The sequence below is a fragment of the Pseudobacteroides sp. genome, from assembly GCF_036567765.1.
In the GTDB taxonomy this organism is placed as follows: Bacteria; Bacillota; Clostridia; order Acetivibrionales; family DSM-2933; genus Pseudobacteroides.
Genome location: NZ_DATCTU010000044.1, coordinates 14,352 through 29,025 on the forward strand (window position 1 = coordinate 14,352; position 14,674 = coordinate 29,025).

At 38.3% G+C, this 14,674-nt stretch carries 9 protein-coding genes; 3 read left to right on the top strand and 6 right to left on the bottom strand.

Translation table 11 applies throughout. From position 1 onward, the window contains the following. The first annotated feature begins 4 nt into the window (after positions 1-4). A complete protein-coding gene (gene trxB, locus VIO64_RS07630; protein WP_331916868.1) occupies positions 5-931 on the top strand; it encodes a thioredoxin-disulfide reductase in 927 nt (308 codons plus the stop codon). A 71-nt stretch (positions 932-1,002) separates the two neighbouring features. Here trxB and VIO64_RS07635 read toward each other — a convergent pair whose 3' ends face one another. From VIO64_RS07635 to VIO64_RS07660, 6 genes are all read right to left on the bottom strand, one after another. Beyond that, positions 1,003-2,448 (bottom strand): 4Fe-4S binding protein, encoded by a 1,446-nt coding sequence (locus VIO64_RS07635; protein ID WP_331916785.1) that lies wholly within the window; start codon positions 2,446-2,448, stop codon positions 1,003-1,005. 65 nt (positions 2,449-2,513) lie between these two features. Next, entirely contained in the window at positions 2,514-3,635 is a 1,122-nt protein-coding gene (locus VIO64_RS07640) for a 4Fe-4S binding protein (RefSeq protein ID WP_331916787.1), read from the bottom strand. 5 nt (positions 3,636-3,640) lie between these two features. Continuing rightward, complete coding sequence (locus VIO64_RS07645; RefSeq protein WP_331916789.1) at positions 3,641-4,273, bottom strand: sulfite exporter TauE/SafE family protein; 633 nt, start codon at positions 4,271-4,273, stop codon at positions 3,641-3,643. A 98-nt stretch (positions 4,274-4,371) separates the two neighbouring features. After that, entirely contained in the window at positions 4,372-5,364 is a 993-nt protein-coding gene (locus VIO64_RS07650) for an S-layer homology domain-containing protein (RefSeq protein ID WP_331916791.1), read from the bottom strand. A gap of 302 nt (positions 5,365-5,666) precedes the next feature. Beyond that, on the bottom strand, positions 5,667-8,534 hold the full coding sequence (locus tag VIO64_RS07655) for a cellulase family glycosylhydrolase (protein WP_414705246.1): 2,868 nt from the start codon (positions 8,532-8,534) through the stop codon (positions 5,667-5,669). Between the two features lie 82 nt (positions 8,535-8,616). Next, positions 8,617-10,512 carry a glycoside hydrolase family 9 protein gene (locus VIO64_RS07660; protein WP_331916793.1) on the bottom strand — a complete coding sequence of 632 codons (1,896 nt, stop codon included), beginning with the start codon at positions 10,510-10,512 and terminating at the stop codon, positions 8,617-8,619. A 423-nt stretch (positions 10,513-10,935) separates the two neighbouring features. Here VIO64_RS07660 and VIO64_RS07665 point away from each other — a divergent pair, with 423 nt between their 5' ends. Together VIO64_RS07665 and VIO64_RS07670 are read left to right on the top strand one after the other, a co-directional pair. After that, positions 10,936-11,898: a hypothetical protein gene (locus VIO64_RS07665; protein WP_331916795.1), complete on the top strand. Its 963-nt coding sequence runs from the start codon at positions 10,936-10,938 to the stop codon at positions 11,896-11,898. A 389-nt stretch (positions 11,899-12,287) separates the two neighbouring features. Further along, positions 12,288-14,567: a leucine-rich repeat domain-containing protein gene (locus VIO64_RS07670; RefSeq protein WP_331916796.1), complete on the top strand. Its 2,280-nt coding sequence runs from the start codon at positions 12,288-12,290 to the stop codon at positions 14,565-14,567. Positions 14,568-14,674: the final 107 nt, after the last annotated feature.

Sequence of the window (14,674 nt, forward strand, 5' to 3'; positions counted from 1 at the left end):
TACTATTGTTCACTGCGACGTACTTATTATAGGTGCAGGACCTGCGGGCCTAACTGCGGCTATTTATGCTGCCAGAAGCAAGCTCCACACAGTTGTAATAGACACAAGTCTTCCGGGAGGGCAGGTTGCCTCAACCTTCCATATAGCCAACTATCCGGGGACAAATGGTGTTATACGAGGCATTGATCTTATGGAAAACATGAAAAAACAGGCTCTTGACTTTGGTGCACAGATTGACGATATGCAGAGCATAAAGAGTATCGACTTCACAGGCGAAGAAAAGTATATAAAAACCGACACCAACGATTATTATGCCAAAAGCGTAATAATTGCAACAGGAGCGGAGCCCAGAAAACTACCTGTGGAAAGCGAGCGTCAGTTCAGAGGCCGCGGTATACACTACTGTGCCACATGTGACGGTGCACTCTATGTCGATGCCAATGTAATAGTTGTCGGTGGAGGAACCTCGGCAGTTGAAGAGTCTTTATTTCTTACAAGGTACGCAAAAAGTATTACAATTATTAACAGATCAGGCCAGTTTAAAGCATCACGTTCATCAGTTGATGAGGTGCTGAAAAATCCTCAGATAAAGGTATTATGGAATACCGAAATTAAGGATGTTTCCGGTGAAAACTTTGTTCAAAAGGTGGTTTTTCATAACAAGGAAACGGGAGAAACTACAGAAATGGATACAGACGGAATATTCGTGTATATAGGCATGGAGCCTAATGTATCCCTTTTTAAAGGCATATTAAACATATCGGAATATGGCTATATTATAACAGACAACAATATGTCTACCAATGTACCGGGTGTATTTGCTGCCGGTGATATCCGCGATAAGGAAATACGCCAGATATCCACAGCCGTAGGTGATGGAACCATTGCAGGTATTATGGCTGAAAGGTTTATCGGCAATAAGCTAGCATAATCTTCTCCACACATTCAAAAATTACAAATAAAGGATTATGAAGGGCTGCCCCACGAACAGCCCTTTTTTATTTACATTGAAGGAACCTTTTCTACAGCCGTATCCTTAACATCCCTATCTTTGTGTTCTTTAACAGGACACACATCAATACATTCTCCACACCTTATACACTCCGACTCACTTATAATCCCCCTGCTTATTGCTCCTGTCGGACATGATTTTTCACAAATGGTACAATTTTTGCACCATGTAATGAGTTTTTTCATCTTGAAGACAAGTACTGCTCTTGACACTAAAGCCAGCAATACCCCATAGGGACAAATATACCTGCAAAAAGGCCTTGAATTTATGAATGAGGCTATAAGCATTATCACTGAAGCCACTAATGTTATGGTGGTCCAATTGAAGTTAAATAAAGCTGCAAAAGGATCAAACCTACATAACCACGCAGTACCTGTTGCAATTGCTAATAAAAAAAGTCCTCCAAGGAAAATGTACCTGAGATTTTTTAGTATTCTGTCGGTGCCCGACTTTATCTGCACATTGAGCCTAAGCTTTGTACCTGCTTTATGAACAAATTCCTGAACTGCCCCAAAAGGACAGACACCTCCGCAGTAAACCCTTCCAAAAAATATGGCAAACACAATAGGCACTATAAGAACTACAACCCAATCAAGGGCCTTCCCCTGCACAATGCTGGAAAAGAATATTGGAATCTGCTGTACAGACCCTATAGGTGATGGACACCCCCCCGTGACAAACCCAAGATAAACAAGGCTTGTCCCTAATAAAACATAACGTAGCCATTTAAACTGCCTCCATTTTATCTGTAAAAACAGTAGGAATGATGCTATAGAAAGGAAAACCAAAGTAATAAGATTCCTTGTACTGAACATTTTTTCTATAAAGCTACTCAGGAAAGTTTCTCTTGATTTGCTTTCCTTTATACTCTCATTTGCAGCATCAACTGAAGCTTGTGTATGTTCTTGATTTTCAGCAGGTTTCCCGCTCCCCCCCGGCTTGAAAGTAGTGTTTACAACTTCATTTGAAGGCTTTACATCTGATGAACTTTCAGGAATCTTAGAAACAGTGTTTTTCCCTGTAGCCAAAGATGCAGTATTATCAGGTTCTGCCCCCGGCTTTTTCGAATTACTGCTTTCAGTGACAGCTGATACCTGTTGCTTTTTTGTCGGTGTAGAATTTACCAACGCTTTTGAAGGTACCGGTGTCTTCCTCACAGCGGCTTGTGAGGTATTAGCCTTATTCTTGGTAGTTGCTGGAGTTTTGGCAATTTCCGTTGGCTTGGGTGTTGGCGATTGAACTACTTTAGCCGGTGCAATCTCGGAGAGGTCACAAATCTTATCCCCATCGTCATCCACATACAGCCCACATTTTCCAGGGTATGGGTCATTCTCGATTTCCAGGGGACATTTAGTTGCCGCATAGACCATACCTGCTACTGATATTATAGATAAAATAGCAAATAAAATAATAAAAATAATAATTCTTCTTTTCATTTCTTGTCCTCCATTGGACTATATCCAAAAATTAATTAATCGACTAATCACTTCAATCTTTTAATCTAAACAAATAAATTTAATATGCAATATACAGAGTTTGCCATCATTCTGATTCCAAAGACTACCATAAACATATAGGCAGGATAAATGAAATACAAATTGGATATTTTTTCATCCTGTATCTGCAGTGAAATAGCAGAAGATGGGCAACTATCATGACATCTCATACATTTGGTACACATATCGCTTATTTTTAAGCCATCATTTTCAGATTCTGATATCCCAAAGCTTGTGCATACACTTATGCATTTATTACACCTGGTGCATTTATCCTTTTTCACAGCCAGCCTTACTAAACCGATTTTGGATAACAGAGATTGAATCCTTCCTATAGGACATATAAACGAGCACATAGTTCTTTTTCCTGTCAGAAGAGGCAGGACAATTGCAAGTGCAATAAAAGCAATGCTTAATATAGCCAGTACTCCCAAAAATGAGCTTACAGGAATTGCAGCTGCATGAATGATATTCTTTGAAGGACAATTCTTAGCACAATGGGTTGTAGGAATCACCTTACCGAATAAAAGCAAAGCTATGACGATCAAAATTGCAAAGGGCAAATTGAGCCACTTCTTATCCAGCACCTTAATGTATGGATTTTTTATAAAGCTTGAAAGCTTATCATCTGTTCCTCCGGCAGGGCATATCCAGCTACAAAACCCTCTTCCGAAAGCGAAGGTTGCTCCTCCCCATACAAGCAGAAACATAAAAGCAAAGAAAAGAATTCCCTTTGTTTTTCCAGGCAAATTCATAGTGTATATTACAGCCTCTGCTACATCATCAATTCTTACTAAATTATCATTTGTACCTGATAAATCGGTTTTTACATAGTGGTTGAAATTTAATATTAAACCTGCTGCAAACATAAAACCTAAACTAAAGAATGCAATGCTCCTGAATTTATGTGTATTACCGGTTTTCAGCATCATTATAAAAATAAAAAGGAAAAAAGACCAAACACTGATAATTGATATGGCTTTTGTTACGCTTAAGCCTGATATATCAATATCCCACGCAAGTACAAACAGGAAAACAACTGCGGTAAAGCAGGTTAACAGGCATATTCTAAAATCAAATTTCATAATGGGTGAAACGTTATTTTGATTGGTAAGAATCTTATTCATAAAATCTATATTATTCCTCCAATCGTAATAATTCCGATATAAAGATAATAAAAGCTCATTAATAAAGCAGCCATCTTGCCAATGGTCTTTAGGTGCTTGAAGTTTGAAAATAACCCTAAAAGAGGCAGTGGAATAAAGTAAATCATTGTCCCTGCAAAAAATGTTATAAAGAACAACAGGCTGTTAACCAAACTGCTTTTACTCATAGCTTCCGTGAATACAAGCAATAATGGAGGACATAGATTTATACCTGTTATAAGTCCGAAAATAAATGGGACAAGAAATGGCATCCTATTTGAAAGCTTGGCTGTAAAGCCGTTCATTTTTTTCGCAGAACAATTTTTATGAGTGTTAGATAGCCCGTAGAAGAACATCATTACAGCAAATAATAAGTATAATATACCAAATACTATGCTACTATCCTGTAGCTTGCTTAAAAGCAACTGAGATGCAATCCACGACATTATTCCAAATATTGTATATCCCACAAATCTGCCAAGAAGGAACTGCCCCATATGTAAAAAGTTAAATCTTATATTGTTTCCTTCAGCAAGCAAATATGGGACCAGCACAGGTGAACAGTAGGCAAGGCATACCGTTCCATTGGCAAGTCCCAGAAAAAATCCGTTACCATTCATAAATGTACCTCTCAAAATTAAAGAATAAATGATTTAAAAGAATAAATAATTTAAGAGAAGTTATGGCACCCTTAAGGGCACCATAACCTTCTGGTTTTTTATAATGTTTGAGCCTGCAAATCTAAAGCCCTTGCTATCATGGTAAAGGTTTCAGCACGTAAAACGTTTTTGTCAGGCTTAAATGTATTGTCAGGATACCCTGATATAATTTTTAGATCGGAGGCGATACAAATACATTTTTTCGCCATGTCGGATATGCTTGATATATCTTTAAATTTAGCCCCTTGAACACTTTCTTCATCCAGTCCGAATGCCTTAACAAGTATCACTGCCAATTCTTGTCTTGATATTTTGCCCATTGGCTTGAATTGAACATTTTTGTCAGCTGTTATTATTTTATTCTCAACAGCAGCTTCAATATAGTCCATAGACCACGCAGGAATGGATGACTTGTCCGCAAAATTGGCTCCATCCTTGTGAACGGGCTTTACCCCTGCAGCTTTCAGAACAAGCACGACTGCTTCAATACGGTTTATTTCAAGATCGGGCTTTATTGTACCATCAGGGTAACCACTCAATATTTTGCTGCCTGCAAGCCTTTCAACATAGTTTTTTGACCAGTGATTGGCAATATCCTTAAACGTTACCAAAGCAGAAGGTACGGTTGCTGTTGGCTTTACAACCATACCCTTATCAGCCACAGAAAGATCACAAACTCCATTTCCGCTGGCATCAGTGTAGAGGGCACATCCCTTGCCTTTACAGTTTGCCGGGCATGGTGTTGCAATTGGCTTTGCAGTTGGTTTTTCTTGTACTCCCTTATCAGCAGCTGAAAGATCGCAGATACCGTTGCCGCCGGCATCGGTGTAGAGGTTACATCCCTTGCCTTTGCAATTGGCTGGACACGGAGTTGGTGTTGCCTGTGTGACAGTGTCTGCAAGTGCTACATCACAGATACCGCTGGAATTGACATCTGCATACAGATTGCATCCAGTCCCGCTGCAGTTGGCAGGACATGGCTCAGATGCAGAAACCATTGCTCCTATCACCAGAATAAGTGACAGGATTAATACTGGTAAAACCTTTTTCATTTTTACACCTCCATATAAATTTAAATAATAAATATATAAAAATATAATTTATTATCAATAAATAACTTAAGATGCAGTACTAAGTCCCATAATTTATATTAAAAGTGTAAAAATATATAACTTCCTTTTTTCTCTCTATTGCAAAATAATTCTACCACATACGCAAAAAAATGTAAAGTTTTGTGTTGTTTGATATAATATACCTGCAAAGCCCGTAACTTTTTGGCTTAATATTATAAAAAGAGGCATAAAAAGAGGAACTGTACAGTATCCATGTTCAGTTCCTCTTCATATCTGCAGTCCTAGTTTATGCTACTTCCCCATGCTGCAGCGTTGCCGTTTCTTGTCAATACACTAAACGTCATCACAAACTTTTTGAGACCGGTGTCCCACTGTTCAACTAATACTCCTGTATAATCAACCCCACCGATGCTTAATCCTATACCATTATAACCATTAAGCTGCCATTTTCCATTTGCACTTCCTGTAACAGTGCCGTCTTTATTTAAGGATATTTTAACAGAGTTTTTCACAGAGGCACTAATATCTTTTCCGTGATTTACATAAGCATAATCCCCGCTGATTTCATCCAAAGAGTACCTTCCGATAGTTTCTCCCCCATAACGATGAGGTGCAGATACAGGCCATCCGTCCTCGTTTATAAACATTTGATGCACTCTGACCTGGTGCATTTCTCCTTGTCCCGGAAAACGTGTATGGAATATCAAATAATATTTGTTTGCAGCTGCATCGTAATATACTGAATTATGCCCTGGCGAAACATATCCTGTGCCACTTTCAGCAAAGCGGAAATTACCCATAAGCTTAACACCATAAGGCTCAATAGCCTTATCATCAAATGTAGTGCCTGCAGGGCCACGGCAGTCCGTCATATTGTTTCCTGCAGCATCGACAAAGGGTCCGTCAGGATTTTTTGAGCGTGCAACCCTTATATTATAACCACCAGCAGCATCTAGTCCACCGAAGCTAAGGAATAGGTAATAATAATCAGTTTCCGGGCTGTATAGCATGCTTGGCCCTTCAATCCTGCTGTGATTTGCTCCTAGAAGCTTCTTTCCATAGCCTTGACCGGCAATGGGCTTTCCTGTTGCAGGGTCCATTTTCAAAATGTATATTCCTCCGGAATAGGAGCCATATACCATCCACAGGTTTCCGTTTTTATCAAAGAATACATCCGGGTCAACCGTATTAGGATGCTTTGTGGCATCGTAGACAGTTCCATCCTCGCTTCGCTCCCCCCACATGCCGGATTTCAATAATATACCCTGGTTTTTATACGGGCCAGTTATGCTGTCTGAAACGGCTAAGCCCAGCGTAGATCTTGGCGAATCGCCCTTACACAAGCAGTAATACATATAATATTTGCCGTCTTTAAGCTGTATTATGTCTCCTGCCCACATTGTATCGGTTTGTGCCCAGTCAAAGGATTCTTTAAGCTCAGCATACACATTCGGTATTAAAGGATTGGTGTTGCTTACACTTGAAGATACCTGCTGCCACTGCATCAAATCATCGGTCCTTGCAGAAGCAAGATGTGATCCTATAACATAATAGGTACCATTAGTTTTTATTACCGAAGGATCATGCACCGACACATCCTTAAATACGGGTATGGATTGTGCAGTGGGCGTAGGTGTTGAAACGTTTACTACCATATTAAATTTCAAGGCAACCAGTATGACATCGCTCATGTTTATGGCTCCATCATTATTGAGGTCACATTTTTTATTATAATTGGTCCCTGATACGATAGCATTAAAATGTGATGCTATTAATATAATATCCGCCATGTTAACAACTTTGTCCCCATTGATATCTTCCGGAACAGGGTTTACAGCTGAAACCACAGGCGTAGCAGTTGTTACCGCTTTTGTCGGTGTAAGTGTCGACGTTTTTGTAGGTGTGGGTGTAGGTGTTACAGCCTCTGTGGGCGTACACGTTGGAGTTTTTGTTGGTGTAGGTGTAGACGTTGGAGTTGAAGCTTTTGTTGGTGTAATTACTCTTGTGGGACTTGGAGTATTTGAAGCACCTCCTGCCCCCCTCACAAGAGCTTTTGCTATTTCAGGATAATGCCATGAAAGGGCAGTCCTGTTTAGCAAACCATATGAATCTGATTTTTTGGCTTCGGAATACCCGTTATCCCACCAAACAGGCGTAATCCCTCTTGCCCTTGTTTCTTTGACAAAAAACTCAGCATGTGCTATTCTGGCAGCCTCGTTGCTTTTGTTTATTGTACCGAATTCACCAATTACTACAGCTCTTCCGTTTTTAACAAATCTGTTATACAGTACATCGAATTCGCCTGCAAGAGAAGACTTATCGCTTGCAGTCCCCCAGCTTGCAGTTCCGTTTACATCCATGGCAAAATAGTATGGCGAATAGTTATGTATTGATATAATAATTCTATTGTCATTATTGGGAATAACCAGGTCGTTCAGTGCTGCATCTATTGCCGATGCCGCATGAGCCGGTATCATGATATGCCTGGATGCATTATTGCCTCCTGTACCCCTTATAGTATTGACGGCTGCCAAATTAAAGCTGTTTATCACTTGTCGGTTCTCAGCTGTTCCGCCCGACCATTCGTTTGGTGAACCCTCTACCCTTGGTTCATTCATAGTTTCAAATATCAAATAATCACTATAGTTTTTAAAGCGGTTTGCTACCTGCTCCCATATTTTTGTGAGCTGTGCTTTGCTTTGTGCTTCGTTGGCATATGTGGGTTTAAGCCATGAATTCTCATGATGGAAGTTAACTATGGCATACATATTGTTGTCCAAGGCATAATTTACCACCTCTTCTACCCTGTTTAGCCATGCTTGATCAATTGTGTAGCTTGGAGCAGGGCCAACATGTCCTCCCCAGGTAACGGGAAATCTTACAGTATTAAATCCCATTTCCTTTACCTTATCAATCATTTCCTTTGTGGTCTTAGGATTACCCCAGCTTGTTTCCCCGCCGGTAGCATCAAGGGTATTGCCCAAATTCCATCCAAGCCTCATATCCTTTACAAGCTCCAGTGACGAAATGTTCCTCATTCCTGTAAATGCAGTTGACGCATCCGCGGGAATACTTCCTAGAATCGCAACAAAAAGAAATACCATAGTTAGTAGAATTGCTTGTCCCCTAAGAAAAAATTTTTTAATCACAACACCAACTCCTATACAAAGTTTTATAGTAGCAGAATCTATTTATATAGTACGTATTAAAAGATTTTTTAGTGGGGCACAATCAGTTATAATCAGCTGAAGTTTTTCCAAAATGCTTGGCTATGATAACAATATCCGACATGTTAATGCTGTTATCCTGATTCAAATCACGGGATAAAATGTATTTAGGATCTGAACTTGTGGCGTTAAAGCACTTGCCTATCTCAATAACATCCTTCATGTTAATCGCACCGTCTGAAATCCCATCTACAGGTATATCACCAGCCCACATGTAAATTGGAGCATTCACGGCGGAAACCTGAGTATCCTTTGTGACAGTCAAGCTGCCAATTTCCCTGGACAAATATCCTGCCTTGGATACCTTTAATGAATAGCTCGAACCTGCCGACACGCCACTTATCTCAAAGTAGCCTGTGTTATCTGTTTGTGCAGAAAGCTGTGTTCCCACAATTTGAATATTAAATCCGGATTTTGATACTGTACTGGTCAAATCATGAGCTATAAAACCCGATACCTTATAACCGTTTGCAGGAGTTGGCTTTGTAGTTGGGGTTGAGGACGGAGGATTGGATACTATAGCTCCTCCGTAGTATTTGGTAACCGCTGCCATTGCACCTACAAATCCTGCATTATAGTCTATTGCAACCTCAGTGTACTGGAACTGGTTGACATCATCGATGTATTTGTCGGTAGCATCAGGACCTCCAACTAAGGCACCTGTCAGCAAATGCTTCGCCGGTTTTGAGTTTTCACCTCCTGCATATGTATAGCCGTTGGCAGCTCTGTGATGAGGATGAGTAGGGTATTTAGAGCCAAAACCGATAACATATGACATGTTTGCCGGATTGTCGCCAAGTATATAGTCGATTTGGGACTTAGCCAATGTTTTAAGGGATTCATCCTTTGACTGTTTATAATACAGCATAGCCAAAAGTGATGCTGCCGAAGCATATCTTAAAGCTCCCCAGTTGTCAAGGTATTTCATTCCTCCAGGGGATGTTTTGATGCCAGTCTTCCAGTAGTTCAAGTTGTATTCAACTGCATTTTTATAAGTTTCATTCCCGGTAAGCTCGGATAATTTTGTAAAAACAGCGAGGTACATATCATCCCAGCATATTGTCCACTTATGTTGGAGAGGGTCTTCCTGCTTTCTGTTTCTGTTTTTGATAAAATTTTGAGAATCCTGAAGGTATTTTTCATCCTTCGTTATCTGGTAAAGCCAAGCTGCAGCAAATGCCAGGTCATCATAATAGCTGTTGGACATATAAAATGACTGTCCGCTCCCATATCCAGGGTTGGATGTTCCCATTACATAAAGTTCCTTTGCTGCCTTGAGACATTTGTCTGCATATACAGAGTCAGTGCCCTTATAGTTGAGATACATTATAGTAAGTGCCGCAGATGTCATTCCAAGAACATCAGATGCGGTATGGCTTGCATCCGCAACATAATATGTAGGCCTGTTATATGTCTGTTTCTCAGGAGCATCCCAGTATTTATGGTCCTCCTCCCCTTCTCCCAACTGATAGTAAAATGTAATGGCATCAGGATGGCTTTTTAAGAAATAGTCGGTAAAATATTTAAGTGTTGAAAGCATTTTCTGGGTATTTCCGGTTGAGTCAAATACATCTCTGTATTCAAAAAGAGACCACCCCAGTATTGCAGCTGCATACCCCTGAGGCAATCCAAATTTGACATGATCACCGGCGTCATGGAATCCCCCGGTAAGATCCACGCCTACATCCTTACCGTCTTCAATATGGCAGGCACCTCTCCATCCGCTGAAATGATTGTCACCCGCCACATCCTTACCGCATTTGTTAGCATCAAAAAACAAAATGGAATCCTTAAATGCCGCAGCATAATCAAAGCCTCCGGCTGCTGAAAAAGACACAGACGGAACAATAAAACCCGTTAGTACCGATACAATAAGTAAACAACTCAAAATCTTTCTCATGAATTATAATCCCCCTTTTAACAAAATCTCTTGCGATTTTGCAGCATTGATTGTTGTCGTGAGAAATTCTGGTGTGGAATACACCAGAATTTCATAGACAAAACAAAAAATTATTTACCCACAAAAATTGTTTTTTCATATCACCACCTATTAAATTTTAATTTTTGATGTATGTTTTAAGAATATATCATAGAAGCATTGCTCAGATAATTGTAATATATATTATACAGTAGTTTTAAATCATTCCTTAATTTAGATTATATCACACAAATTCAGCCTTTTAAAATCAAAGTGGGAATAAAATTGAATATTCCCCTTCATAAATGATGATATATATTATGAATATTTTCTGAATTAACATAATAGATTATTAAATAATCTGTTTCATTTGTTTTTATCAGCTATATTTTGTGAGGAATAATTATGATAAAAAGAATCACAACAGCATCATTTATATGCGTAGTTATGGGTATAGCATCAATATTTATAGCTTCCTATTTTGAACGTGTGATAGGTACAGGTGGCCAAAATCATGCGGACTTTTTGTTGAGTTCCATGTTAAACAGCTTCAGAGGAATAGGATTTGCACTTATTACAACAACTCTCATTAATGTATTTAAGCTGAAGTTTGAATCTACAGAAAATTTAGTGAAGTATGGATACCTTGATCGCCTGACCCGAGAAGAAATACTGGAAATAAAAGAAAAGCTTGATAGAAAGCTTTATTTTAGAGATAACCAGCACGAAAAAGACAATGTATTCAATTTTTTTGTCAAGGGAGTTTCTTCTTTACTCAATGAATGCTATTACAAAAAATATGAAGCACGCATAGAGTGCCTAATAAATGGCAATCATATTAAAAAAATAATACATAAGAGAATGGTAATTATTAATCCATCTAAAAAACTTGCCTTTGAAAAAATAGTTTTTGAAGCTTCCATGCAAAAAGTAAATGGTATTGATAATAATTCTCTTTACAAAGTAAGCAGGTTTATGGTCAACAAAAAGGACAGGACAAAATATATACAGAAAAAAATAAAGCCCTTTGATAATTCCGATAAGTGCACCGACGAATACTGCATTGTCATTAACACTATATGCAAAATACCCATAAAGTACTGCTGCGTAATAGATATGACAATTGAAACGATAGTGCCTAAAAACGATCTGTACTTTACAAACTGTGTGACCAAACCCTGTAAAGAATACAATATAATATTTATAATGGAGGATAAGTCATACAAATTATCCGGCTTTAGTTTTGGCTACATGGAGAATCAAAAGTATAATTTGGTCCAGCGAAAGCTTGGCAACGGGCTGGAATTGGGATATTCCGATTGGATTTTACCAGGTGATGGAGTTGTCTTTGCAATAACTCCCAAGTAAGAATACTTTTAATAAAAAGTGAAATGATAATATATATTAATCAAAGACAGACACTAAAGAATAAATGCCTATATATAATACTAATGAAGGAGTGATTACAATGTACGACGAAAAAACAGTAAATATATTTGACGAGAAAACAGTAAACGCTCATGATGTAGGAACTTTCAACAAATAATGGCTTTATGGACAAGCTGGAAATTCTCCTGCATACACATAAATAAAGCTCATCTGATACCGCACGAATATTCGGAGCGGTTATTTTTTTAAATCAATGCCATGACTAAAGTCACTTCTATTTAATAACATATTTTGCTAAAATAGAATATGTGTTTTGCAATGTAAAACAACAAAACAAGTTAAAATCTACCACTTAGGGAGGAATGTACATGAAAAAGAGAAACCGATCAAAAAAAGGTTTTACTTTACTTACAATCATTGCGTCAGTAATTTGCACTTCCATTTTATTTTTGCCTGTCAAATCGTTTGCTTCAAATGTAATAACGTTTCCGGACAGCCGTCTTGAGTCAGTTATAAGAGAACAAATCAATAAGCCCTCAGGAAATATTCTTGATACTGATGTTGCAGCAATTACTTCACTATTTGCAAGTTTAAAAGGAATCTCCAACCTAGAAGGCATACAGTATCTTAAAGGATTAAAAACCGCATTGCTATCCAATAACCAAATAAGAGACATAAGCCCGTTGAGTACACTGACAGCTCTAACTGTTTTGGATCTTGGCAATAACAAAATAGGAAATATCGATGCCATCAGAAACCTAACCAACCTCAAATTTCTGACATTGGATAACAACCACCCAGCATCTCTTGAGCCTATTACAGGCCTTGCACAGCTCAAAATACTAAGCCTTAACAATACCGGCTTAATTAATATCGGCATTATAAGCCGTCTTTCCTCCACATTATCTTTGACATCCCTATCCCTTGGAGGAAATGGCGTTGCCGATATATCTCCCCTAACTCCTTGCATAAATCTTACTATGCTAGACCTTGGTAACAACAAAATCAGCGATTTGTCATTTTTAGCCAAATTTATAAAACTCAGAACATTAACTCTTAATGACAATCTCATAAGTGATATCAACCCTATTAAAAGCATTACAGGCCTTACAAATCTGAATCTTGCAAACAATCGGATAACCTCACTCATATCAATTAAAAATCTTTCAGGCTTAACCCAACTCAACATCAGTGGTAATACTATTGATATTAATGAAGTTTCAGGATTCACTTCTCTTACAACGCTTTATATGAATAACTGCGGTGTTAGTAATATAAGTGCTCTGACAGGGCTAAGTCCAGTTGATCTGCAGCTTGATAACAATCAGATTAGTGATTTGGGCCCTCTAAACGGAAAAACAATGTTACAGCTTCTTTCACTAAATAACAATCAAATCAGTGACTTAAGTCCATTGTCAAACTTAAGAAGCTTAATCTCTTTAAACCTTAGAAATAACCTGATTACAGACATAAAGCCTTTATCTTCGCTTACACTCCTCGACTCATTGTACATAAACAGCAACCAAATTTCAGATATAAGTGCATTTCATTCATTACCGACACTTAAATATGTTGGTATCGGCCAAAATCCAATAAGCAATATTGAGCAAATCACCAAGTATAACAGCATTACTGACCTTGAACTGGACAATCTGGGGATTAGCGACATTTCATTTTTATCAAATATGCCCCAGCTGGCATCTATAGTGTTGAGCAGCAATCCCATCAATAATTTCAGCCCGATTAGCAGTTTTACCAACCTTCAGGCTATAGGTCTTAATGATACCGGCATAATTGACCTTACAGTACTTTCTAATTTACCAAATATAATTGCTCTTGAAATAAAGAATAACGGAATTACTGATATAAGGCCGTTAAAGAGCTTGAAAAATCTGATTTATCTATATCTTTCATGCAATAAAATAACTGATTACAGACCGATTGAAAACGTATACAGCCAGCTTTTATACAAAGATTTTGAATTTGAAATACTTCCTGTTTTAGGTTGTTTGGAAGTACCTATAAAGGATAGCACAATCAGCGGAACTGTTAATCTGTCAGGCTATTTCTTGGATCCAGAGAACGTATCCAAAATCGAGATATTGGTAGACGGCAAAAAAGTAGGGGAAGCAGCTTATGGCAGTTTAAGGGAAGATATTGCAAAATTATACCCCAAATATTATAACTCCAACTCGGGATTTAGCTATATGCTAAACACAGCAAATCTTTCCACAGGAAGCCATACCATTACAATCCGCGAGACTTCAACAAATGGTACTATTACAACACTAGCACCTGCAAATATTATGGTTTCAAGACTGCTGCCAAAGGGCTATATTGACAAGCCAACTTCGGGTCAAACTATAAGAGGGACCTTCAGGGTTTCAGGCTGGTTTTTAGACATAAGCGGTGTTGATAAAATTGAAGTACTTGTTGACGGAGTTGTTATAGGTACTGCTGTCTATGGCCTGTCAAGACCGGATGTTGCTTCTGTCTATCCACAGCACAACAATTCACGAAGCGGTTATGATTATTACCTAAATACCAATTCGATTTCAACAGGTAAGCATACAATTACAGTAAGGGAAAAGGGCATAAATGGGGTAACCACTACATTATCTTCAAAAACTGTCTATGTAACAAGATAAATCCAGCAATAATATGGATAATATTTATAATATCGAGAAATATTATTTCTGTATACATATTATTTATTAAACGTTTTTGTGGGCTAATTTTAAAATAGGCTCCATAG

Coding starts and splice junctions, on each gene's coding strand:
- VIO64_RS07635 (WP_331916785.1), bottom strand. CDS start 2,448: ATGAAAAGAAGAATTATTATTTTTATTATTTTATTTGCTATTTTATCT.
- VIO64_RS07640 (WP_331916787.1), bottom strand. CDS start 3,635: ATGAATAAGATTCTTACCAATCAAAATAACGTTTCACCCATTATGAAA.
- VIO64_RS07645 (WP_331916789.1), bottom strand. CDS start 4,273: ATGAATGGTAACGGATTTTTTCTGGGACTTGCCAATGGAACGGTATGC.
- VIO64_RS07650 (WP_331916791.1), bottom strand. CDS start 5,364: ATGAAAAAGGTTTTACCAGTATTAATCCTGTCACTTATTCTGGTGATA.
- VIO64_RS07660 (WP_331916793.1), bottom strand. CDS start 10,512: ATGAGAAAGATTTTGAGTTGTTTACTTATTGTATCGGTACTAACGGGT.
- VIO64_RS07665 (WP_331916795.1), top strand. CDS start 10,936: ATGATAAAAAGAATCACAACAGCATCATTTATATGCGTAGTTATGGGT.
- VIO64_RS07670 (WP_331916796.1), top strand. CDS start 12,288: ATGAAAAAGAGAAACCGATCAAAAAAAGGTTTTACTTTACTTACAATC.